Origin of the sequence: Paenibacillus alginolyticus DSM 5050 = NBRC 15375 (genome assembly GCF_000422905.1) — a bacterium.
GTDB classification, from domain to species: domain Bacteria; phylum Bacillota; class Bacilli; order Paenibacillales; family NBRC-103111; genus Paenibacillus_E; species Paenibacillus_E alginolyticus.
On the sequence record NZ_KE383948.1, the window covers coordinates 136,711 to 161,950 of the forward strand.

Consider the following 25,240-nt stretch of genomic DNA (forward strand, 5'->3'; position numbering starts at 1 on the left):
TAACAATGTCACTACAAATTTCGACAAAATATTTGTCGAAATTTCAACTATCCTATACTCAATAGTAGGAGGTTCGTGTACAATGAGAATTGACATATTCAGTCAGATCAAAGAAGGTTGCAGCCATTTGAAAACAGGTTGTGACCTTCTTTACTTTTAGAAACAATCGTAACTGCATGGCATTATTAAAGGGTCTTTTCTGTATTATGACCACTATTTCTTGAAATCGTCTGCTAGTTTCGCTAGTTGGGCGGACCTATAATGAAGTCAAGTAAACGCCATCATTTAGCTTTTACAGGGGGTAAATGTTTACGGACCGTATATAAACAGGAGGGTGTTAATCGAATGAAAAAATTGGTAGTGATAGGACTTGCTACAATGTTTGCGCTTACAGCATGCTCAGACAACAAAACAACGACAGAAACTCCAAAGGCGACAGGAAGCGCTAAACCAGCCAAGCTGTCGCTAAACTGGTCCGTCATGAGTGGACTTATGGGGAATGTAACACTGCCATCCGCAGACAAAGATTTCGTCAAAAAAGCGATTGAAGAGAAATTTAACGTTGATTTGAAAATCGATTATATGGTGACAGGCAAAGAATATCATGACAAGTTGAATGCTACCTTGGCGGGCGGAAGCGCTCCTGATCTGTTCATCGCCGGTGGTGCCGAGTCCCAGAAGTATATTAACGACGGCATAACCGCTAACCTGAGCACATTCATCACGAAAGAAACGATGCCTAATTACTTCAAATGGGTATCGAAAGAAGAAGTAGATGCTTTCCAACTCAAGCAGGGTGAGTTCACTCGCGCTATGGTGCCTTTCTCACGTAACACTTATGCTTCCTGGTATATTCGTCAAGACTGGCTCGATAAGCTGGGGTTGAAGTCTCCCAAAAATTACGAGGAACTGACCAACGTATTAACCCAGTTCACGAAAGCTGATCCAGACGGCAACGGCAAGCAGGATACTTACGGCTTTACGGCAGCAGGCAGCGGACAAAATCTTCCTTTCGACTTCCCGCAATGGTTGAACAACGGTTTTGTAGCTGACTTCATGATCGTCGACAACAGCTATGTTGATAATCGTACGGATCTTAAAGTACAAGGTGTTATCGATCAAGTGATAGATTGGAACAAAGCTGGAATCGTAGATCCGGACTGGTTCCTGAACAAGCCGCCAGCTCATTTTGATAAAGCTGCTCAAGGCAGAGTCGGCATGTTCTTCACGGCAGGTGACAAGACAGTGGCACTGGACAGTGTGGCTACAAGTGTACAAAATCGTACGAAAGCTCTTGATCCAATAGCCAATTGGCAGCCGATCTATCCGCTTGACAAGCCGATCATGTGGAAATACAACGTTCCTACAGACACGTTCTTGATAAGCAAAGCTACAGCCGATAAGAGTCCGGACAAAGTGAAGCGTTCCTTGGAAATCGTCAACTGGCTTACTGGTGAAGAAGGCTTCTTATTGACCCATTTCGGGCAAGAAGGTAAGCACTACACGAAATCTGGCAACAAGATTACTTTAAATGTTGCAGCTTTCGAAGCTGATATCGCCAAAGCAGGAAACTGGCTGAATGTGTATTCAGCATTTACACCGGAAGATCCTAATGTACTTGGATTTGATCTGATTGATTCCCGTGTTTCCGACCATGACCGTGCGATTCTGAAAACGGTTGAAAGCTTCCCGAAACATAACGCATTGCCTCCAGTAAGCTTAGTTCCTCCTGCAGGCATCAACATCGGGGATTTCCGCAAAGAAATGAGCAAATTCCATGCTAAAGCAGTACTTGAAGACAAGAGCGGTAAAAATTGGCCGCAATACCGTGAAGAACTGATGACCAAGTTCAAAGAAAGAGAAATCTTCACCGAGTATACCAAACAATTAAACTCCGTTTTGAAAGATAAGAAACTTAACGATTTTATATAAACGTGTCGAGGCGTCGAGGGGAACCCTGGGTTGTTCATGGTTTTCCTTCTGCCTTCCAACAGAGATACGGCTAGGAGGATATGGCGATGGCGGAAACCACAACTGTATTGAAAGAGAAATCTACAGCTACACGCCCTGTGAGGGAAGGCAAACTACGAAGCATTTACCACAGCAGATGGTTCTACCTCATGATGATACCCGGACTGGTCTATTATATTCTGTTTCATTATGCACCTATGATGGGAACCTTGATTGCTTTTCAGAACTATAACTTGATGAAGGGCATCTGGGGAAGTCCTTGGGTCGGCTTCGATAATTTTCGAGTCATTTTCGATAATCCTGAATTTTATCAAATTATGAGAAACACGCTGTTAATCAGTGTTTACAAAATTGTGGGCTACATGGTGCCAGATGTTATCCTTGCTCTTATGTTAAATGAAGTCAGGGTGCTTTGGTTCAAACGAGCGGTTCAAACGATTACTTACGGGCCTTATTTTCTATTCTGGGTCATCGTGTATGGATTAGCTTTTTCTTTCTTAGCTCCGGGCTCCGGGTTAATTAGTACGTTTGTACGCGATATGGGTTGGGGACAGATTGATTTATTGACGAACAAGGATCTCTTTAGACCGATGCTGGTCCTATCAGAAATTTGGAAAAATACCGGATTCGGAGCCATTATCTATTTGGCGGCTTTGGCATCCATCAACCAGGAACTTTATGAAGCTGCCGTCGTGGATGGTGCAGGACGTTGGCGTCAGCTCTGGCATATAACGCTGCCTGGTATCCGTGATGTATTCGTGCTCATGTTGATTATTAGAATCGGCGGCATACTGGATGCAGGCTTCGATCAGGTTTTCATCTTCTTAAATGCTCGGGTGTATGATGTCGGAGACATTGTGGACACATGGGTTTATCGCTATGGCTTCGAGCGTCTGGAGTTTGGCGTTGCAGCAGCTATGGGGGTTTTCAAATCCTTGGTAGGGCTCTTTTTGGTTATAGGTGCAAATAAACTGGCTAAGAAAGTCGGGGGTTCCGGCATATGGTAGATTGCGTATTGGAAAAGGAGGGGGTTTACAATGTCATTCGTACTCCAAAAATCAAAAGGGGATAAGGTTGCCGATGCGGCTATAAATACCGTTCTGACCCTATTTGCCCTCGTCACATTGTTTCCGTTGTACTATGTCGTTGTCGTTTCGTTAACTCCTTATATCGAAGTCATGAAGAATGGTGGATTCGTTATTTGGCCCGAACATCTAACTTTTCAAGCATATAAAGAAATATTCGGAAGCGCGCGTATTCCACAAGCGTTGAAAATTACTGTCTTCATCACGGCTGTAGGCACGACTTTGAATCTGCTAGTCACCACACTGCTGGCGTATCCGCTATCCAAGAAGTCTGTTCCAGGCCGCAATATGATCCTGATGGCGATCGTGTTCACGATGATTTTTAGTGGCGGTATTATTCCACTTTACATTATGGTTCGCAGTCTCGGATTGTACGATTCGGTTTGATCGTCAAAACGTACTTTGAAAACCTCCCGGCGGAAGTAGAGGAGGCAGCCAAAGTGGACGGTTGCGGAGATATTCAGACCCTATTTCGCATTGTCCTTCCACTATCGGCGCCCATTATGGCTACGATTGGCTTGTTCTATGGAGTTACGCATTGGAACGAATATTTCAAAGGTATCTTTTATATTTCCGATAAAACGCTTATGCCCATGCAGGTCGTGCTAAGAAGTATGATTCAAGCGCCAAACGTCAGCTCTGAGCTGTCGATTAATTCATTGGCTCTGGACGCGCTGCCTCCGGAAACGATCAAGATGGCCGTAGTTGTTGTAGCGACGTTACCGCTCCTGATCATCTATCCGTTCCTGCAAAAATATTTTGTTAAAGGTGCATTGCTAGGTTCCGTCAAGGGGTAATGATGAGCACGAATGAGTGAACATGAAAGATTATATAGTACAAAGAAGGATTGACCATGCTATAATATTTGAAAAGTCACAAGCCCTCGATATCGGGGGCTTTGCTGTATCCTCATAGGATAGGGGAGCGTTCTTGCATGATTCGTCGGATAACAGGAAAAAGCTTCACTTCCAGCGTCAGCACCAAGCTGTTTATCCTTACCTTTTTGTCCGTAATCGTACTATTTCTGGTGATCGGCATTTTCGGATATCAGCGGCTTTTCGAGCCCATCAGGCAAAACAACGAAGAAGTGCTGCAAGGCTCCGTTGTGCAGGTTGAAAATTATATCAAAACATTAATGAATTCTATACAAAGTCAACTGATCTTTCTCTCCAATCCGGTTCTCTACAATAAAATGGACGAAGCCGACTACACGGAGCTGATCGATAATATCATGACCTACCATCAAGATCAGATCCATAGTATTTATCTGATCGAATTTGACAAAGTGAAGATTAGTTCTCCCTACGGATATCGATTTTACATCACGCCTGAGCGGATTGAGGAAATTAAAGCTCAGACAAGCAAAACAGGCTTCTGGTGGAGCCCCCCGCGTTCCATCAATGAGCGTGCAGTGATTACGGTTTCTAAGCAAATCGACAGTAACCGCGTCGTTGCGCTGGATTTGAATTTGAATGCGCTAACAGGTCCGCAGATCATTCAAGGCGAGCAGCGCCGAATTTATCTGTTTACGGGCCAAGGCGATTATTTGTCGACGAACACGTACCTCGCATATCCGAAGACGTTTCAGGATCATTTGGAAATGAAGGATGCTTTGCAAGCTTTAACCCAGACGAGTGGGACGGCTTATAACACCGTTCACACCTCTTTTGGAAGCTATACGGTGCTAAGCAGTAATCAAAATCGCTGGGACTGGATTGTTTTCTCCGTCATCGAGGAATCGCAGGCGTTTCCTTTGCTGGACTCGCTCAAGAAACAGCTGGTGCTAGTGCTGCTAATCGCCATTATTCTGGCGGTGATCGTCTCCGTGTGGATTACGAACTACATTCGCAAGCCCGTGACCGCCATAACCCGACAATTTAAGGCAGCTGAACGCGGCGAATTGGAAGCTCACCTTCAGCTCATGATGCCGCTTCTTCTCCTCTGCTTCCCGCAAGTCATCGAACAAGGACTTGATGTTGCCCATCATGCTGTTGAAACCGTCGGGAAAACTATGTTCAGATTATGAACCTCAGGTACGGGGATGTCTTCGAGATGGACATTGCCGTCCCGGAGAGCTACTTTAAGACGGCAATACCGAAACTTACGTTGATTACATTGGTAGAGAATAGTATTTTTTATGGGCTAACGAAAAAAGAGGTTAATCATATCATTGTCTCGGGGAAAAATACGGAGATCGATAGTGTACTGCTTGAGGTTTCAGATACAGGACCAGGGATTGCTCCGGAGAAGCTTGCCTTGTTGACGGAAGATACTGGGACGCCTAATCCTTATAAAGGTTTGAACAAACTGGGGCTGCGCAATGTGCAAGAACGGCTTATCATGACATTCGGTTACCCGTATGGTCTGCATTTTCATAATGAGCCAGATGAGGGGCTAACGGTGACGATTCGTCTCCCGATAGGAGATCTTCGAGAGAAATAAATGATGCGGTAGGGGAAAGTGCCATGCTGAAGCTGTTGATGGTGGATGACGAACAATGGGTACGTGAACGCTTTTCCGAACGGATTCCTTGGTCGGATGCGGGGTTTACGTTTATGGGAGCCGCATCGGGAGCTGAAGAAGCGATCCGGATGATAGAACGGGATATGCCGCATTTGCTGCTGACGGATATTACGATGCCGAATATGAGCGGATTAGAATAGCTGCCTATGTGCGCAAGAGGTGGCCGCGAATCCGGATTGTGATTCTGACGGCTTATGGCGAGTTCGAATACGCGCGTCAAGCAATCGAGCTGGGTGTGGATAACTATTTGATCAAGCTGGCGCAGACGCCCGAGCAAATTCTCGATGCTTGCCGCAAGGTGGCTGAAGAGATTGAGCAGGAGATGGATGTGGATCAAAAGCTGGAGATGCGCCGTAAGTTGGAATGGGAAAAGGAATGGACGAGGAAGCGTCAGTGGACGGAGCGGTTGGTGGACGATGATGGAAGTACCCATGTCCGTGCGATTCCTGAAGAGTGGTTCGAAGGAGTGGCCCAAGCCAGCTATTTGACAGGATTGACTATAGGCTGGAGAGTCCCTGAGGGATCCGAGCAAGCTGAGCTAACGGAGGAAGAACTTATTCAGCTCCAAAGACAAGTAGGCGAAGTATTGGAGCAGCGACTGGACCAGCGGATGCTCGGTGAAGGCAACCGGATGGTGATGCTGCCGATTCGGCAAAGTCGGTTGTGCTTGTTGATCGGTTCCAAACAGCTTCTAGAAAGCTTCAAGATGAACCAGCTAGCGCTAGCAGCATTGGAGGCTTTAAAGGATTTTGCTCCCGTTAAGAGCTTTATTCATGTCGGCCCGGTACGGGAACTAGGCAAGCAGCCTTTGACGATAAAGCAAATTGCTGACGGGTTGCGCGAAGGACTTGATGGACTTGCTGCTTACTTCTATAAGCCGGATTCGGCTATTGTAGGCAAACATTCGTCGACATTCCGGCGCTTCGATGAGGAGCAGATCCGTGAGTGGATTGCTGCTGTGGTAAAAGCGATGCTGCGGGAGGATGCCGAAGCGTTCCAGGAAAGTGTGTCTGTCATAACCAAGCTTTATAATCCCCAGGTTCATCCAGAGGATCTGCTGAGCATGACACGACAAATGTTTCACCCCGGGTTTGTAAAGCTCCCAGCCTCGGTTGTTGAGCGTTTAAATGGGATCGATTGGAAACGTGGACGGATTATTGTGCATGGTGGGAAAAAATGATTCACGCCGTAAACGAATGGATGAACAACCGTTTTCATCCGTCAGCAACGGTGCGCAAGGAAGTTCAATTAATGATTCGCTATATTCGCGAACATTATAAAGAGGATGTGCAGGTGGCAAAGCTTGTTCAATTGCATCCCTCTTACGCAGGTCAGATGTTCAAACAAGAGGTCGGCGAGAACTTCTCGGATTATTTGAACCGAGTACGAATGGAAAAGGCGAGCGAACTGTTGGAACGGACGACGATGAAAATTTATGAGGTATCCGGGACAGTAGGCATCTCCGACTACCGTTATTTCTGCAAATTGTTCAAGCGCCACACAGGATTTACGCCTACACAATATAAAAATAAACAAGTGTAAGTTAGGGGCCGTCATGTTTTATATGACGGTCTTACGATAATCAACGATAAAAGTCCTGTTTCCAATTTCCTTTGAAGCGGGACAGTTTGCCGAGAAGTCGATTTCCGGCTTCTCAGATTCTACCAACGCGCTCCTGCTCGCGGAACTACTTTCGCTGAAAGCGCGGTTTCCGCGCTTATTTGTCATGGATTCGTATGTTTCCTCAACTCATATAAGGACTTTTTAAAGACTTGTCTTTAATGTGACTACTCTTTAAAATTAACGAATAGACATGTAAGTTGAGAGGAGTATGGCATGAATACATTAGATGAATTAGGTATCCCGCATGTACTTGAAAAAGATGTTCATCGCAATAAATTAAGTTTTAATCAGGATTGGCGTTTTTTTCGGGGGGACTCACAAGGTTCAGAAGCGGCTAATTTTGATGACTCAGCTTGGGAGATTGTTCACCTTCCTCACACAGTGAGGGTAGAACCTGCCCACTGCAGTGGAGGCTTGAACTATCTAGGTATCGCCTGGTATCGGAGACATTTTTATGTGGATAAAGCCAATAAGGATCAAAAAATATTTGTAGAATTCGAAGGTCCGAAGCATACGGCAGATGTATGGATTAACGGGAAACATCTATCAACACATTACGGCGGTTACCTGCCTTTTACCTTAGATATTTCGGATCATGTGACGGCTGATGAAGAAACGGATCATGTGATTGTTGTGAGGCTAGACAACTCCGATACGCCAGACGTTCCACCAGGTAAACCACAGGGTGAATTGGATTTTTGCTATTATGGAGGCCTATACCGGAATGTATGGCTGCATACGATGGATAAATTGTATATTACAGATGCCATTCTTACGAATCAACAAGCTGGCGGCGGTCTATTCATCACTTATTCGGATGTAAGCTCACTTGAGGCTCAAGTACATATACAAACGCATATTAGTAATGAATATGATATCCCAAAAGCTTGCTCAGTGACTCATTATATTGTAAATGACAATAAAGAAGTTGTTAGTAAGGTATCTTCCGCTTTACACAACATTGATCAACAGAAGGATCATACTTTTATTCAGAGCGTTACGGTTGTAGAACCCAAGCTTTGGCACCCGGATCATCCCTATTTATATACGGTATACACGCTTGTTTATGATAACAATGAAGTCGTAGATGCCTATGAAACAAAAATAGGTATTCGGCACATCCGATTTGATGGTGAAGGCTTTCATATCAACGGAACATTGATGAAATTAATTGGCGCCAACCGACATCAGGAATATGTCTATGTGGGAGATGCCCTATCTGATTCTCTGCATAGTAGAGATGCGATCAAGCTTAGAGAAGGTGGATTTACGATTATTCGTACAGGACACTATCCGCAATCTCCGGCTTTCATGGACGCCTGTGACGAATTAGGCCTGATGTGTATTGTGCCGACACCTGGATGGCAGTGGTTTAGGGATAACGATACGTTTAAAGAAAGATCCTATCAAGATATTCGCGAGATGATTCGTTACCATAGGAATCGCCCTAGTGTCGTATTATGGGAGCCTATCTTGAATGAAACCGATTATAGTGAACAATATACACGAACAGCCCTTGAGGTCACACATGCCGAATATCCAGGTGATCAATGCTATGCAGCCTGTGACAATTATAGAATTGCTGCCATCGATTATGATGTCGTTTATGGAGCAGCGCTTCGTGAAAATCAAGGATCTTTCATCAGGGAGTGGGGGGACCATTATCTGGAGCAAGCGGGTCCAAGGCATACGCATCTCAGATGTTCAAGAGGGACAAGAGATTTCTATCCAGGCGGAGAGTCTGGCATGCTGCAGTCTTCGAAAGAGCGCACCGACATTTTAAATCATATTTTAGCTACAAAAGGACTTAGCGGTGGTGCGTTGTGGACCGGTATTGTCGCTGCCTGTGGCGCACTGGATTTATATCGTTTACCCAAATATAGCTATTATTTATTTCAAAGCCAAAGTGACCCTAATTTACAAATAGCGGGTATTCGTACAACGCCAATGGTATTCATCGCCAATGATTTGACATCGGCTTCAACTAAGGATATTACGATTTATTGCAACTGTGAACGAATCAGGCTCTTTCTGAACGGTAAGCTTCTCGGTGTTAAAAAACCAGACGCAAGATATGGCAGTATGCCGCATGCACCTTTCATTTTCGAAGGGGTGGAATGGGAGCCGGGCAAATTAATGGCTGAAGCTATTGTTGACGATGTTATCGTAGCAACGCACACAGTCATGACTCCGGGCACTCCGGATCATTTAACATTATCTGTAGATGATTGCGGTATTGATCTTAAAGCGGATGGTTCTGATTTAATCATGGTTCATGTTTATGTAAGAGATGCCAATGGAACTGTTGTTCCGGATGCCTACAATCAGATAACATTCCAGCTGACTGGGCCGGCAGAAATTGTCGGTGATGGAGACAGCAGAGTGGGATCTAACCCCGTAGAAGTAGAAGCGGGAGCCATTGGGGTGTTAATTCGCGCGGCGAAGGAGCCAGGCATTATCACACTGCTTGCGGAATCAGACGGATTGAAACCGGCGACCGTAGAAATCATATCGAAGCCCGCCTCTGATGCATTTGTACCAGGGAAATCACAAATCCCACCTGATCGAAAACCGGAATATGAGGTAGATCAGATTCCCTTCTTTTCGCCGCCATCATCAAGATATTGGGAACACTGGACGGATGTTGCGATCAATAAACCGGCGACAGCCAGTTCAGAGCTTCCTGGATGCAGCGCTAGTCAAGCAACAAGCAATGTCCTTGCTGATCGGTGGAGCGAGCGTTGGAGTGCTGGGAATAATGACCTGCCGGTGTGGTGGAAGGTAGATCTTGAAGGGTTCTACGAGCTGGATGTCTGTAAGATCTATTGGGAAAGTGATAATACAGAGTATGAATATCAAGTTGAAGTTTCATCGGATGATATCCATTGGAAAGCAGTGGCTTCTCAAAGACAAACGGGACAAGAAATGGGCATGGATGAATTTATGAAACAGGAATCAGGTATGTACGCATAGTTATGACCGATGTATCCAAAGGACTAGCCAGCTTTTATGTAGTGAAAGTTTTCGGGAAAGAGATGTAATCTGTCAATCTCAAACGGTATGTTTACCTTGCTTGAAGGCAGAGGCCTATCTGCGTTATATTTAAGTTGAGTTCGCGCAGTATTCTGATAAATTACTGTGATATGGATCCGCTCTTGCCTTGGCAATCCGATTCAGATCTTTCAGCCTTGCGCACAGAGCTTTCGCGCAGGGTTGTTTTGGGTTAAACCGGGTGTTGGACTTCAGAGACGGTCGATCATTCATCCAAGCTTGTTCAACATGGAAGTGTCTTAAATCGGAATCCTCGATATCAATAGCCTTTTGGCGTGTGAATTGTTGTAGTAAATACAACATTGGCATCCACTATTGCCCAATCTACCCTCACAAAGCTGCTATAAGACTCTAGAATCTAATTTTGGAGTCATGTCTATCAGTGGTTAGGGGTACAATATGAATCGACAATCTATTTCAAACTATGTTGGAACAATTGAAAATAAAGCGAGGGATTTCCCATTGATACTTTAGGAAAAATAATAGGTCAGAGCAGTGCGAGTGCTGGAGTTAAGATTGGCATCGTCGGACCCAAAGATATGGTGTCCAGGATCGTCAAAGTCATCAAAAATTTCCCCACGTTTGAACCCGTTGTCAGATATTCAAAGAATGAATTGGAAACTCCAAATTTATCAGATGAAATAAAGAATGAAGTAGAAGTTTTGTTATTATGCGGGCCTGTCCCTTACCGAAAAGTTCTGGAAAAAGTGAAATCGGTCGTACCTGTTCATTACGTCCGATATAACGAAACCGGATTATATAAAGCTTTTTACAACATCCAAAAAAAGCTTGCAAAGGTAAATGGTATGTTGAACGTTGGTCATGCAATAAGTGTAGATACAGTAACTTCGATCATGGTAAAGCGATTTCTGGAGGAAATCGATGAACAAGATTTGAAAATCATTTGCTATGATGGGGCCAGCAACCCGACTAGAGAACAACTGCTGGAGTTCCATAAAGATTGTTTTAACAAGGGTTTGACCTCGGGAGTGCTCACTGGCATCCATTCAATTTCAGCGGAAATAAATGATTTAGGAATCCCGAATGAATGGATAGTCCCAACCACGCAGGACATCGTTGTAGCTCTGGAGAGAGCGCTTCTATCGACGGATGCTAGGAAGAGTAAGGAATCCCAGATCGTTGTGGGCTTGATTAATGTGGATGGTTTTGGCAAAATCGTTGATCGCCATAACTCGGAGCATGAAATTCAAAAGCTGAAGCTCAATATTCACCGAATTTTGCTGGATTATGTGGATTCTTTACGAGGTCATCTTACGCACCTGGGAGGCGATGAATATTTGTTTTTTACAACCAGGGGGATATTTGAACAAGAAACGGCGGGATACAAAAGAGTTCCTCTGGCATCTGAAATCTATAGATCCTATCAGCTAACGTTAAGTATCGGTGTTGGATTCGGCAGAACAGCCAATGAAGCGGGTTCTAATGCGAGATCGGCCCTGCGGAAATCAAAGGAAGCAAGCGGCAACTCATGCTTTATTGTTCGAGAGGACAGAGGCATACTCGGACCATTGGAGATGGTGGATGCCCAGGTGAAAGATTTGGAATTGGTTAATCCTGATTTTATTAAAAAAGCAGAGAACGCTAATATGACCTCTTCCTACTTAAGCAGGTTACTTGTGACCTATGCCCGTACCGGCAAGAAAGATTATAACGTTCAAGAATTAGCTTTGCTGCTCAACATTACGGTTAGAAGCACCCATCGATTGCTGCTCGAATGGTCGGATACCGGTTTAGTCCGGACAAGCGGTATGGAGAAAATGCCAAAAGGCCGTCCACGGCAAATTTTCGAGTTTGCGTTCCTGGATGAAAGTATGAAGAGCTAGGGTGTGAAGGAAGGGATTCGTCCTATCCCTCTGCGTATATATAGACATTTTAAAGACTTGTCTTTTAATGTGTCGGCTCATTAAAATAGGGATGTAGACTTGAAAATCGAGAGGAGAACGACATGAAAACAATCCACGACTTAGAAACAAAGCTAGCTCAGCCTTCGTCCGCTTTAATCAATGATATTGCTGCACTCGATGGGGATATTCTATTACTTGGTATTGGCGGTAAGATGGGACCTAGTTTGGCTAGGTTAGCTATGAACGCTATCAAAGAAGCCGGTGTAAATAAAAAAGTGATTGGTGCTTCGCGGTTCTCTTCCGAAGGATTAAAACAGGAACTGGAAGCAGACGGAGTTGAAACGATTTCCGTTGATTTATTGAATGATCAACAGCTTCAGCAGCTGCCTGATGTGAAGAATGTCATTTATATGGCGGGAAATAAATTTGGCACGATGGGGAATGAACATTTTACATGGGCAATGAATGCTTACCTCCCTGGACGTGTTGCGGAAAAGTATAAAGACTCTCGTATTGTCGCTTTTTCTACTGGAAATGTGTACCCATTCACACCAGTTGCTCATGGAGGAGCTACAGAAAATACGGCGACAGGCCCGATCGGAGAATATGGCCAATCTTGTTTAGGACGTGAGCGGATTTTTGAGCATTTCTCTCGTAAGTATGAGACGCCATTGACCATTTTCAGACTTAATTATGCGGTGGATTTGCGCTATGGCGTGCTTTTGGAAATAGCTAAATCGGTTAAAGCAGGGAAACCAATCAACATCACCATGGGAAATGTGAACTGTATTTGGCAGGGGGATGCGAATGAAATGGCTATTCGTTCCTTGAATATAGCTAGTTCCCCACCTACATTCTTGAATGTATCCGGTCCTGAAACGTTATCGATGCGTTGGGCGGCAACGATGTTTGGCCAAAGATTTGGTGTGGAACCTATCTTTGTTGGAGAAGAATCAACAACCGCTTTATTGAGCAACTCCGCCAAAGCCCATCAACTGTTCGGTTATCCTCAGGTTTCCCTGCAGCAAATGATTGACTGGACCGCGGAGTGGTGTTTGGCTGATGGTCACACTTGGAATAAACCAACCCATTTCCAAGAGAGGGAGGGGAAATATTAAAGATGAGCATATTTAAACCACTTAGTGCGGAAAAAAATAAAGCGCTGCATGAGGGATTGGTCATTCCCGCGCATCCGCTTGCTTTGAACGCTGCAAGAGAGCTGGATGAACGCAGACAAAGAGCTTTAACACGTTATTATATGGCTTCAGGTACGGGCGGCATCGCAGTTGCTGTGCATACGACACAGTTTGAGATCAGGGACAAGGAGCATAATCTTTTCGAAAAGGTGCTGAGATTAGCATCCGAGGAAGTGAAGAATGCCAAGTTAAACAGACCTTTCCTTCAAGTAGCCGGCATATGCGGCCCAACCGAGCAAGCCGTTTACGAAGCGGAAACAGCAGCGGGTCTCGGGTATGACCTCGGTTTAGTCAGCATGGGAGGACTTCAAAGCTTCACAGAGAAGGACTTGCTGAAGCGAATTGCCACAATCGCGGAGATCATTCCGGTATTCGGCTTTTATCTGCAGCCTTCTGTCGGTGGAAGAGTATTAAGCTACGATTTCTGGAAAGAGTTTGCGAACATCTCTGGTGTGGCTGGTATCAAAATGGCACCGTTTAATCGTTATCAAACGATTGATGTCGTGAGAGCCGTATGCAATTCCGAGCGGAGAGATGAAATCGCTTTGTATACAGGCAATGACGATAATATTGTGAATGATCTGCTGACCACTTACCATTTTGCCGTTAACGGAAACAAGGTTGAGAAAAAAATAGTAGGCGGTTTGTTGGGTCATTGGTCTGTTTGGACGCAAAAGGCTGTTGAACTCTTGGATGCCATCAAACTTGTACGAAACGATGAAAGTCTAAGCTCCCACTGGTTGACTCGCAATATTGAAGTGACGGACACCAATGCGGCATTTTTCGATACTGCGAATGGGTTTGCAGGCTGTATAGCCGGGATTCATGAGGTGCTTAGGAGACAAGGTCTTCTGGAAGGGCGTTGGTGTCTTAACCCCGAAGAAGAGCTGTCTAACGGACAAATGGAGGAAATTGATCGTGTCTATCGGGATTATCCGAATTTAAACGATGATGAATTTGTTAAAAAGCACTTATCCGAATGGTTAGCAGAATGAATGTCGAACGGAGGTTTTACAGATGATGTCTGATAAACCGATTCGAATTGGGATGATAGGACTCGATTCATCGCATGCTCCCACATATACGCAATTGTTAAACGATAAGAATCATGCTTATTATGTGCCCGGCGGGGAAGTGACAGTTGCTTTTCCAGGTGGTTCAGACGACTTTGAGATGAGTTATTCACGAGTTGAAGGGTTTACAGAGCAAGTTCGCGACAAATATGGTGTGAAAATCGTTGATTCGCCGGAGGAAGTGGCTGAGGCTTGCGATGCCATTCTGATGGTGTCGGTGGATGCTCGGGTTCATCTCGAGCAGTTTCGCCGCATTGCGGCTTATCGCAAACCGATCTTCATCGATAAGCCAATGGCCCTTTCTTCTTCCGATGCGAAGGCAATCGTGGAACTAGCACAGCTTCATCGTATACCGATGATGAGCTGTTCTTCGCTTCGTTATGCCGAAGCATTAACGGAGGCGCTGCTGACATCTGAAAGCGGCGGCATTATCGGCATGGACTGTTATGGTCCGCTAGCTTTGCAACCTACACAGCCGGGGTTATACTGGTATGGCGTGCATACGGCGGAGATGCTTTTTAAAACGCTGGGTAAAGGTTGCGTGAAGGTTTCGGCCGTTACCAATGAGGAGCATGATCTCATTACCGGCGTCTGGGAAAATGGTATCATCGGTACGATTCGCGGTAATCGCCAAGGCAATTCCGAATTTGGGGCACTGCTGCATAGGGAAACCAAAACGCAATTTATCGATGTGTATCGACATCCGAAACCGTATTATGCCAGCTTAGTGGAGAAAATAATGAGCATGTTTGCAACAGGAACACCTGATATCGATATGGAAGAGACGCTGCAGATCATGCGATTCTTGGAAGCGGCTAACGAAAGTCGTGAATCCGGTTTAGAGGTATATTTGTAGAATCGGGAAAGGATGAAACGGCCATGCAAAACGCAGAATTAAGGGTAGCGGTGCTTGGTGCGGGTATTATTGCCAAAGAGCATTTTGATGCTATCCGAGCAACGACAGGATTTGCAGCTTGCGCGGTTGTAGATATCAATCTCGATAAAGCGAATGAAATCGCCCAGCTCTATGAAATAATGGCCTATAACGATTACCGGGAAATGATCAAACAGGAAAAACCGGACGTGGTAGTGATCGCATTGCCTCACTATTTGCATAAAGAGACAGCCGTGTTCGCAGCGGAACATGGCTGTCATTTGATGCTGGAGAAGCCTATGGCTTTGTCCGTAGCGGAATGCGATGAGATTATTGAGGCTGGACGTAAAGCGGATATTCGCATCTTGGTAGGACATACGCAGCACTATATTGCTGAAAATATACAGGCCAAAAGGATCATCCAAAGTGAAGAACTTGGTCAGCTCGTCATGATTCATGATGTCAGACATACGAATTACTTTCAAGACTCGCGACCACAGTGGTTTCTCGAAAAAGAGAAATCAGGCGGTGGCATTCTGGCTAATTTGGGTACGCACTCAATCGATAAAATTCAATGGCTAACAGATTGTACAGTCCGTAAATTAAAATCATCTGTGAGTTATCATGGAAGCAGAGGCAATGTAGAAGGCAGCGGTATGATTTATCTGGAACTTACGTCAGGCATTCCTGCGACGATTGTTCAATCGGGTTACTTAGGGGCATCACGCAATGAAACGGAGATTATTTTTACGGGTGGTATGCTGAAACTAGTAACCGGTGAAAGCTTATGGATGAGTCGTGGCGGTCAGTATGAGAAGCTGGAAACATTAAACACGGCTGCTCCATTCGAATTGCAGTATTCCGACTTGCTCACAGCCATACGAGACCATTCGGAAACTAGCTGTTCTCCAGCATATGCGCGAGGCGTCATAGCTGCACTGGAGGCTGTATACCGTTCTGCAGAAACAGGTTTGGAACAGCTTGTTTATCAGGAAATTGGAGAATGAAAAATGGATAATGAGAGGGCAGGTCGAATGAACAATTGACCTGCCCTTTTGGCGGTTAACTAACATCAAAACTTGAAAAAAAGGGTTGTTTTCAAGGTCTTCTCAGATCTGGGAAATAACCCCTTTTGTTTTCTGGAATTTGTAGACACTTTGTTGAATTGCAGGTATATCTTCAAGGCTACTCTGGACTTTATAATTTAGGATGGCACGGAATGAAAACGCTTTATTTATGGGTAGCTGACCAAATTTGATTGGAAAGGAAGGATTATTAATGAGTCGAATTAGAGGTTCGCAGTTTCTATCTGTTTTCCTATCTTTTTTAATGGCATTTTCGGTATTTACGGTATTTCCTGGAAAAGCAAAAGCGGACACGCTGCCGATTCTTCCTAACAGTGGATTCGAGCAGGTTTCCGGTGGAAAGCCACTTAACTGGTCCGTTATGAGCGGGACGGTGACATCTTCCACGTACACAGTGCACAGCGCCGTTTACAGCGTGCAGTTAGCGGATAATAGCAGTACGGCATCCGTTGGTCTGCGCAGTCAGAAGATCTCGGTTACGCCTGGCAAAGATTATGAGGCTTCCGTGTATTCTTATAATGTACAGGGCAGCTCTTCCCTTTATTTGGAGTTCTGGGATGCGAGTAACACGCTCATCCTTTTCCCAACTGCCACGAATAATACTTTGAATCAGTGGAAGCAGCTAGGTATCAGTCAAACTGCGCCGACAGGAGCTGTTTACGCAAGCCTGAGAGTCTATTCAGGGCTAGGGAACATCGGAACCTCCTATTTTGACGATGCAGATTTCCAGGAGTTGGTGAAGGATCCGAACACGCCACTCAGGAACGGTGGAATGGAGAGTACGATTGATGGAATGCCTCGTTATTGGGATTCTATCTTCGGCGGTAATATTACATCCTCCCTGGAGCGGAAGCGTTCGGGAGATCGCAGCGTAAAAATAGTGGATACGAGCGCATCCGCTGGCATCGGAGTCCGAAGTCAGAAAATGCCAGTTTCGGTAGGAGTGAAATATGAAGCGGAAGTATTTGCCTATGACGAATCCGGCGCCTCTACTATTTTTCTGGAGTTTTGGGATGCCAATAACACAAATTTAACGAACGTGATTGCGGGGAGCACTTCCCAGAATGAATGGAAGCCGATTCGCGCAGTCGGTGCTGCGCCTGTTGGAGCAGCTTACGCCACGATAAGATTGTATCTGGGGGCCACTAACATCGGTACGACTTATTTTGACGATGCCAAATTCGGTGAAGCGTCTCCAGATCCAAGTCCCAATTTGAATAACGGCCGATTCGAGCTGTTGGATAATGGCAAGCCAAGTCAATGGCGTGGGGTTGACGGCGTAGCAGAGGTATCTGGCGAGATGGCCTATGACGGAGTCCGCAGCATCAAAATAACCAATGCCGTAGATCAATCGGCAGGACTGCGCAGTCATCTCATTCCCGTTTCACACGGCGTTGAATATACGGCAAATGTGTTTGCTTTCACGAACTCCGGGACCGCTGAGCTGAAGATCGAATTATGGGATGCGGACAAAGTCTTTCTTTCATCTGTGTCCCAGACAGGTTCGTCCAGCAACGCTTGGACGCCTGTTACTCTTAAGAGCGTTTTTCCGGACCAGACCGCCTATATCAGTCTGCGATTAGGCACCTCATCGTCAGCTGGAGGAACTGTATATTTCGATAACGCGACATTCATTAGATCAGGTGAATTGATGAATAGCAAAACGAGGACAACGCTGTACAGCCAGAATAAGGTCACTGCCGCCCGGCAAAATATACAGCAGCTGCAATGGGCAAAGAATTTGAAGGACGCGTCGGTTACAAACGCGGATAAATATCTGGCAAAAGGATTGGACTTTTTGTGGAACGCGGTTCCCAGTCAAATGCTTCCTCGCAGTTATGCCGTTAATCAATCATTAGGAAGTCCGATTACCGGCAAGGAGATCGATAAATACGGGAATTATCCTTATCGCATCGATCCATTGAACGATCCATGGAAAATTGTGGATCCCTCAAGCGGGTACAAGTTTCCGACGAACGACTTTGGAGCCTATTACCGCAGTGGTTTGGATGAGCATGGCATATTCCAGCCTGCACTCGCGGATCGAAGTCTGCTCGTGAACACGCTCTATCCAGAAAAGGGACCCACCTGGGGAGTCGATGATGGCTATGGCTGGGTAGATGAGCAAGGAAAACGGTATACATTCATCGCCTACTATGTCCATTGGTCATGGTATGGGGGAGATTCTCTGATTCAGAGTTCAATGAATGCATTCCGCGATGCTTATTTATATACGGGGGACATTAAGTATGGCCGTGCCGGTTCGATTTTACTAGATCGAGTGGCGGATGTTTATCCGGATATGGATATCAGCAAGTTTGATAGAACGGTGTTTCTAAATTCATCGGGCAAATCTGTTGGCAATGGCAAAGTATTAGGCGGCATTTGGGAAACTGAATTAGTGAAGTCGTTTATTAGTGCCTACGATGCTTTATTCCCGGCACTCGACGACCCGGAAACCGTTCAGTTTCTAAGTGCGAAGTCGACGCAATTTCGATTTGCCAATCCGAAAAATTCGGGAATAAACATTCGTCGGAATATCGAAGACGGTATGATTAAGCAAGTATTCCCGGCAGTGAAAAAGACGCAAATACTCGGCAATGACGGTATGCATCAAAGTGCTCTGGCGATGGCTGCTGTTGTCTACGATACGATGCCTGAAACGAAAGAGTGGCTGGACTTCATTTTCCAGACTGGAGGAGTCCTTGCCAATCCGACTCGCTTGACAGGTGGAAATATTCTGAATTCACTTGTTTCGGACGTCGACCGAGATGGGAACGGGAATGAAAGCTCACCTGGTTATAATGCTTTGTGGCTGGTGAATCACCGGTTGACGGCCGATATTTTGGAGGGCTATGATTTATACCCTCAGGCCGATCTTTATAACAACGTGAAGTTTAGAAAAATGTTTTCCGCTATGAGTACGCTCATTTTGAGCGAAAAATTTACTGCAAACATCGGGGATACGGGCCGAACCGGAAATCCATTTATCATTGAGCGAATGACGGATTCCGTCAAAGCGTTTGATAAATTCGGCGATCCGATTTATGCGCAGCTGGCCTATTTTCTGAATAACAATACGACCGACGGGATTCATAAGGACGTATTTTCCTCCAGACCTAATGCGATCGCGGGTCAAATTCAAGAGGTTATTAATGTCAATGGTCCGCTGAATATGGAAAGTGTTAATGCGAGCGGATATGGATTTACGGCGCTGCGGGATGGTGATAACCCGAAAGTCAATTATGGAACGAGGATTGGCTTTAGCGGCATGAACATATCCGCACAAAGTGTACCGACGAAGTTTGTTGATGCTTCCGGTTCTATCCAACTAGCGGCAACCCAGAATGGGGAGTCGGTAACATTTGAATTTAATGTTCCAACAACGGATGAGTATGAGTTGGATTTACTCCCCGTAAAAGCGCAGTCTAATGGCATTTATCGTATTTCCATCGATGGGCAACCTGTTAAAGAGTTGGATTTTTACGGGACGGATACGAATGCATATGAGATCATCAACCAGATGAATCTTACGCAAGGACTGCATACCATTTCCTTCGAGGGTATCGGGAAGCATCCGTCATCCAGCGGCTATAATCTGGACGTCCGCGTATTGAATTTGCTGAATGCGCAGGCGCGCTCCCAGCGGGATGCCCAGCTGAACGCGATTAACACGCTTCGGGATGAATGGATGTTCTATGGCCGCAACGTAAGCCACGGTCATGGGGACACGTTAAATGTTGGATTTCACGCATTTGGTCTCGATTTGTCGCCAGATTTGGGCTACCCCGAATTCGCGGACAGCGTCGATATGCATCGAGCGCAGTGGGTCGTCAATACAATCAGCCATAACACGGTAGTCGTGGATAAACGAAAACAGAACACGAATTTGTGGGCTGCGGATGCAAAGCATTTTGATGATACAGATTTGGTGAAGCTCATTGAGGTGGAGGCGCCTAAGGTATATCCGCAGACGACGCTGTATAAACGGACTACGGCCATGATCAAGGCAGATGACAAAAACTCTTATACCGTGGATCTGTTTCGGGTTAAGGGAGGCAATGATCATTACTTTAGCTTCCATGGAGCAGAAGGAGCGGTCGCGACGGAAGGGTTGAACCTGGTACCGCAGGCAACAGGGACTTATGCGGGAGCTGACGTGCCTTTCGGGGAAAGAGTCGATGATGTCGCAGGGGCCGGCTATATGGGCAGCGGATTTCATTATTTGAAAAATGTGGAACGCGATACATCTCCGATGAACAAATTCAGTGTCGACTGGAATGTGAAAGATACTTGGAATATGTACGGTCAAGGCAGCGGAGCAGCAACTGACGTTCACCTTAGATTGACGATGTTAGGCAATGTGGATGACGTAGCCCTGGCCGACGGCGTGCCGCCACGCAATAAAGTGGGCAATCCGAAGGATCTCCGGTATTTGATCGCTCATCGCAGCGGCACTAGCATCGATAGTCTATTTACTTCGATCATTGAGCCTTATAAGGGAGAAAGTTTTATCAGCTCCATTACGCCATTGATCGTTAAGATGAACGGACAGACCGTGGATGACAGCGGGGTTCGAGCAGTAAGGGTAAAATTGAAAAATGGCAGAACCGATTATATCGTTAGCAGTTTGGATTCAAGCAAGTCTTACACGGTTGAACTGTCTGATACCGCATACTCCTTGGAGTTTAAAGGATTCTTCGGCGTATATTCCGTGCAGGAGGATGGAAGTGCAAGCACTTATTTGCACGACGGCTCGTATATCGGAAAGAACACGGAAGTCCGGCAGGATCGTGTTGGATCCATTACCGGAACAGTCGTTGACTTTAGGAAGGATTTGTCACCGCATAACGAGATTATTATCGAATCGTTCGGGCTTTTCGGCACCCCTGCCGATTTGATCGGAAAGAGCATCACCATTCAAAACGACGGTGTCCGTTATGCGTCTTACCGCATCAAAAATGTATCTGTCTTGGAAGGAACCCGCTTGAAGCTCGACATTGGGGACATTACACTTGTCCGGTCCTATAAGGATCCGAATGATTTCAGTAAAGGATTTATTTATGATATCGCAAGTGGCGCTTCATTTAGGATCCCGCTGAGTTATATTACAAGTCAAGCTGCGCAACCACCGGCAGATGCAACCCTTTCAGCAAATATTACAGAACCGACCAACACGGATGTTACCGTTACGATTAGCTATCCGGCTGAAGCAGTAGTGAAAGAATATAGAGTAAGTGATAGCGGCACATGGATAGCGTACACAACGCCAGTAATCGTTTCAGAAAATGGCATGATCTTTGCCAGAGGAACAGATGCGGCAGGCCATGCGTCGAATGTTACCAGCTACACGGTGAATAACATTGATAAAAAAGCTCCGAGTACAACAGCCAGTTTGAGCCCGGCACAGCCGGACGGACCAAATGGTGCTTATACGGGGCCGGTTACAGTTAGTTTAAATGCAGTGGATGTTGATTCAAATGTGAAGAAAACAGAATACAGTTTGGATAATGGGACTACATTTCAGCCCTATACATCACCTGTTACGTTGGATAAGCAAGGTCAATACACCTTGATTTATATGTCAACGGATCAAGCGGGGAATGTTGAGCCTGCGCATAATCTTAGTTTTTCGCTAGTCGCAACTGCAGTAAAGGTTCAGTTAAAAGACAGTAATGGCAATCCGCTCAGCGGCGGAGTAGTGAAATACTACGACGGAGGATGGAAGGATTTTGGTGTGACAGATGCTAGCGGCAGGGCAAGTAAGTCCATACCAGATAAAAGCTACACCTTCAGCATTACGTATGAGGGAACCTATAAGGAGAAGGTGCAAAATACCGGTACTGATGCGGTTGTCGTATTTCAGACGGTAAAGGCCAAGGTGCAACTGAAGGACAGTCAAGGAAATCTAATGGACAGCGGCAGTGTGAAATACTATGCGGGAGGCTGGCTGACATTCGGCCAAACAACCGGCGGAGAGGTTAGCAAGGAGTTATTGCCGGGTTCTTATACCTTCGGCATGACGAACGAGGGTGCGTATAAGGAGAAAGTACAGAATATCGGGACTGATGCCGTTGTCATTTTTCAGACGGTCAAGGTCAAGGTACAATTGAAAGACAGCCAAGGAAATCTGATGGACAGCGGTAGCGTGAAATACTATGCAGGAGGCTGGCTGACATTCGGCCAAACTACCGGTGGTGAGGTCAGCAAGGAGTTATTGCCAGGTTCTTATACCTTTGGCATGACGAACGAGGGTGCGTATAAGGAGAAAGTGCAGAATATCGGGACTGATGCCGTGGTCATTTTCCAGACGGTCAAGGTCAAGGTGCAATTGAAGGACAGCCAAGGCCGTCTGATGGACAACGGCAGCGTGAAATACTATGCGGGAGGCTGGCTGACATTCGGCCAAACAACCGGTGGTGAGGTTAGTAAGGAGTTATTGCCAGGTACTTATACCTTCGGCATGACTTATTTGGGAACGTACAGAGAAATTGTAAGTAATATAACAATAAATCCCACGGTTGTATTTCAGATGTAAAAGTACGTCCTTCTAACAGGTGCTTTCTGTGAGTGATCAAAAGGTGATCAAATTGATGGAGAAGCTCGCTTTTGTGGCGGGCTTCTCTTTTTATTTTGGATAACGGAAATTTTTGAATTGAATATAAATTCATATTTATGTATAATTATGCATTATCGAATGGAGGGAATTATGAATGCCACTTATCGTGAGAGACGCAGAACCAGATGATGAAAACAGTTTGACCGAATTAATGTATGAATATATTGTTGGTTTTTACCAGAAACCTAGGCCAGCCGATGGCAACATACATCAATTGATTCAAACCCTTTTAGAGAAACAATTAGGTATTCAGTTTGTTGCAGAACTAGATGGAAAACTAGTCGGCTTTGCTACCTTATACTTCGCATTTAGTACGATGAAAGCAGACAAAATTACCATCATGAACGACCTTTATGTCATGGAGCCATTTAGAGGTACAGAAGTGGAATCAGAACTGTTTTTAGAATGTCAAGGTTTCTCAAAAGATCAAGGATATGCGTATATGTCTTGGATAACGGCTCCTGAAAATAAACGAGCTCAGCATTTTTTTGAGAAAATGGGTGGGGTTCAAGGGGATTGGGTTAATTATTCAATCAGCTAAAAGCTGCAGTGATTAATTTGGCCACTGATCCGTCCGAAATAACGATCAGCTGCCCTTTTTCATACGCCGAGGGCCCCGCGAGCCGAAGCTCGCCGATAGAGCCTGAGAAGTCGAAAATCGACTTCTGAGCAGTCCGTCCGGGCCCGTTCGTCCGGAATAAGCGCGAAACCCGCGCTTACAGCGCGAGCCCCGCGAGCCGAGGCGCGCCGATAGAGCTTGAGAAAAGAGCTCCGCGAGCCGAAGCTCGCCTACAGAGCCTGAGAAGTCGAAAATTGACTTCTCAGCAACCTGTCCGGGCGCGTTCGTTCTGAATAAGCGCGGAAAACGCGCTTAATCTGGAGCGCCTGAATAAATAGGCGCGGAAACCGCGCTTTCAGAAAGAGCTCCGCGAGCCGAAGCTCGCCTACAGAGCCTGAGAAGTCAAAAATTGACTTCTCAGCAACCTGTCCGGGCGCGTTCGTTCAGAATAAGCGCGGAAAACGCGCTTAATTAGGCGCCCCCGAACAAATAAGCGCGAAAACCGCGCTTTCAGAAAGAGCTCCGCGAGCCGAAGCTCGCCTACAGAGCCTGAGAAGTCGAAAATTGACTTCTCAGCAACCTGTCCGGGCGCGTTCGTTCTGAATAAGCGCGGAAAACGCGCTTAATCAGGCGGCCCCGAACAAATAAGCGCGAAAACCGCGCTTTCAGAGAGAACTCGCCGACAGAGCCTGAGAAGCCATCCTCATATGCGTAATTGTTAAATTTTGTGTGATATGCTATCATTGAATAAAATTTAACAACAAACGGTTGTGAAGCACACACCGCTTTTCTTGATCAGCATGAGCTGTTCGGAGGAGCGGTTTATTTATTTTCTGGAGGTGGCATCTAATGAATGACTTTGAAAAAGCACATGAAGCCTTTTTAGCTAAACACATTTCGATGAGGGGCGGGGAACGTTTAAAGCGACTTAAAGAGGGGCATGGACATGCGGAGAAGTTGTTTCTTGAGCAGATTTGGTGGAGCGCGTTTGGACATTTTCAAGACTTGCATCCGGAATATGAGATCAAGGATTTTCGGGATGGTACGCGCTTTTGGATTTCGCCTTTCTTCGCCACTCTCTCAGACTATCTATTGAAATTGATGGCTTTGGTCCCCACTTCGCTGATACCAGTCGCACCCAATTCTCAGACCAATTAATCAGACAAAATCACCTTGTTTTAGATGGTTGGAAAATTATTCGGTTCTCTTATGATGACGTAAAAAAACGGCCTCGCATGTGTGAGCAATTACTCCAGCAATGCATTGGCAGACATTTTGGAGATGTATTTAACCACGTAATTGAGCTGAATTTTATAGAAAAAGAAATCATCCGTTTCGCCCAAACTTTAGGAAGAGCAATCAAGCCTGCCGACGTTCAAAAACAATTTCAGTTCAGACAAAGAAAAGCACAAGAAACGCTTAAGGGAATGTATCAGAAATCACTCCTTGAACCAGTTGGAGCAGGTCATGCACGTGTGCGAGGCTATAGAGTAGCACAGCACGTTCTTGCTAATTGGGAAGGTTTGGCTGATTGGGGCTGAGAAGCCGATTTCCGGCCTTCAGACTCTATTGATGAGCTTCGTCACGTTTGGCTTGGTAGTCTAAATTTTTAGCCTCGGATCGCACATTTCACCAGCATACATTTTCCCCCACTACATTTTTTCTTAAAATTCCTTCACATGGGGAATGATACCTTTAACACAAAAAGAGTTATTT

Annotated in this window: 19 protein-coding genes; all 19 read left to right on the plus strand. The window is 45.6% G+C overall.

The window, feature by feature from the left end:
* The first annotated feature begins 345 nt into the window (after positions 1–345).
* The 19 genes from G519_RS0138930 to G519_RS52810 all read left to right on the plus strand — a co-directional run bounded on the left by G519_RS0138930 (position 346) and on the right by G519_RS52810 (position 25,065).
* The gene (locus tag G519_RS0138930) at positions 346–1,932 is read left to right on the plus strand and encodes a type 2 periplasmic-binding domain-containing protein (RefSeq protein WP_029199121.1); all 1,587 of its coding nucleotides are present in this window, start codon (positions 346–348) and stop codon (positions 1,930–1,932) included.
* Between the two features lie 86 nt (positions 1,933–2,018).
* Positions 2,019–2,978: an ABC transporter permease gene (locus tag G519_RS0138935; RefSeq protein ID WP_084160559.1), complete on the plus strand. Its 960-nt coding sequence runs from the start codon at positions 2,019–2,021 to the stop codon at positions 2,976–2,978.
* A gap of 30 nt (positions 2,979–3,008) precedes the next feature.
* Positions 3,009–3,443 (plus strand): ABC transporter permease family protein, encoded by a 435-nt coding sequence (locus G519_RS53405; protein WP_307720127.1) that lies wholly within the window; start codon positions 3,009–3,011, stop codon positions 3,441–3,443.
* A gap of 53 nt (positions 3,444–3,496) precedes the next feature.
* The gene (locus tag G519_RS53410; RefSeq protein WP_307720126.1) at positions 3,497–3,853 is read left to right on the plus strand and encodes an ABC transporter permease subunit; all 357 of its coding nucleotides are present in this window, start codon (positions 3,497–3,499) and stop codon (positions 3,851–3,853) included.
* A 137-nt stretch (positions 3,854–3,990) separates the two neighbouring features.
* A complete protein-coding gene (locus tag G519_RS0138945; protein WP_029199123.1) occupies positions 3,991–5,082 on the plus strand; it encodes a cache domain-containing protein in 1,092 nt (363 codons plus the stop codon).
* Between the two features lie 26 nt (positions 5,083–5,108).
* Positions 5,109–5,498 carry a sensor histidine kinase gene (locus tag G519_RS0138950; RefSeq protein WP_029199124.1) on the plus strand — a complete coding sequence of 130 codons (390 nt, stop codon included), beginning with the start codon at positions 5,109–5,111 and terminating at the stop codon, positions 5,496–5,498.
* 23 nt (positions 5,499–5,521) lie between these two features.
* Positions 5,522–5,719: a response regulator gene (locus tag G519_RS0138955; protein WP_029199125.1), complete on the plus strand. Its 198-nt coding sequence runs from the start codon at positions 5,522–5,524 to the stop codon at positions 5,717–5,719.
* 8 nt (positions 5,720–5,727) lie between these two features.
* Positions 5,728–6,759, plus strand: a complete 1,032-nt coding sequence (locus G519_RS0138960) for a response regulator (protein ID WP_127528121.1) — start codon at positions 5,728–5,730, stop codon at positions 6,757–6,759.
* Entirely contained in the window at positions 6,756–7,121 is a 366-nt protein-coding gene (locus G519_RS0138965) for a helix-turn-helix transcriptional regulator (RefSeq protein ID WP_029199127.1), read from the plus strand. Before G519_RS0138960 ends, G519_RS0138965 begins: the two co-directional genes overlap by 4 nt.
* A 294-nt stretch (positions 7,122–7,415) precedes the next feature.
* Entirely contained in the window at positions 7,416–10,175 is a 2,760-nt protein-coding gene (locus G519_RS0138970; protein WP_029199128.1) for a glycoside hydrolase family 2 TIM barrel-domain containing protein, read from the plus strand.
* A 617-nt stretch (positions 10,176–10,792) separates the two neighbouring features.
* Positions 10,793–12,097 (plus strand): GTP cyclohydrolase IIa, encoded by a 1,305-nt coding sequence (locus G519_RS0138975; RefSeq protein ID WP_127528119.1) that lies wholly within the window; start codon positions 10,793–10,795, stop codon positions 12,095–12,097.
* Positions 12,098–12,219: 122 nt separating this feature from the next.
* Positions 12,220–13,236: an NAD-dependent epimerase/dehydratase family protein gene (locus tag G519_RS0138980; protein WP_029199130.1), complete on the plus strand. Its 1,017-nt coding sequence runs from the start codon at positions 12,220–12,222 to the stop codon at positions 13,234–13,236.
* A 2-nt stretch (positions 13,237–13,238) separates the two neighbouring features.
* The gene (locus tag G519_RS0138985; RefSeq protein WP_029199131.1) at positions 13,239–14,309 is read left to right on the plus strand and encodes a dihydrodipicolinate synthase family protein; all 1,071 of its coding nucleotides are present in this window, start codon (positions 13,239–13,241) and stop codon (positions 14,307–14,309) included.
* A 22-nt stretch (positions 14,310–14,331) separates the two neighbouring features.
* Positions 14,332–15,243: a Gfo/Idh/MocA family protein gene (locus G519_RS0138990; protein ID WP_307720125.1), complete on the plus strand. Its 912-nt coding sequence runs from the start codon at positions 14,332–14,334 to the stop codon at positions 15,241–15,243.
* A 23-nt stretch (positions 15,244–15,266) separates the two neighbouring features.
* A complete protein-coding gene (locus G519_RS0138995) occupies positions 15,267–16,268 on the plus strand; it encodes a Gfo/Idh/MocA family protein (RefSeq protein ID WP_029199133.1) in 1,002 nt (333 codons plus the stop codon).
* Between the two features lie 271 nt (positions 16,269–16,539).
* Entirely contained in the window at positions 16,540–22,884 is a 6,345-nt protein-coding gene (locus G519_RS0139000) for an OmpL47-type beta-barrel domain-containing protein (protein WP_029199134.1), read from the plus strand.
* Positions 22,885–23,059: 175 nt separating this feature from the next.
* A complete protein-coding gene (locus G519_RS0139005; protein ID WP_029199135.1) occupies positions 23,060–23,506 on the plus strand; it encodes a GNAT family N-acetyltransferase in 447 nt (148 codons plus the stop codon).
* Between the two features lie 867 nt (positions 23,507–24,373).
* A complete protein-coding gene (locus tag G519_RS52805; RefSeq protein WP_051254126.1) occupies positions 24,374–24,682 on the plus strand; it encodes a hypothetical protein in 309 nt (102 codons plus the stop codon).
* Positions 24,683–24,759: 77 nt separating this feature from the next.
* A complete protein-coding gene (locus G519_RS52810; RefSeq protein WP_051254128.1) occupies positions 24,760–25,065 on the plus strand; it encodes a hypothetical protein in 306 nt (101 codons plus the stop codon).
* Positions 25,066–25,240: the final 175 nt, after the last annotated feature.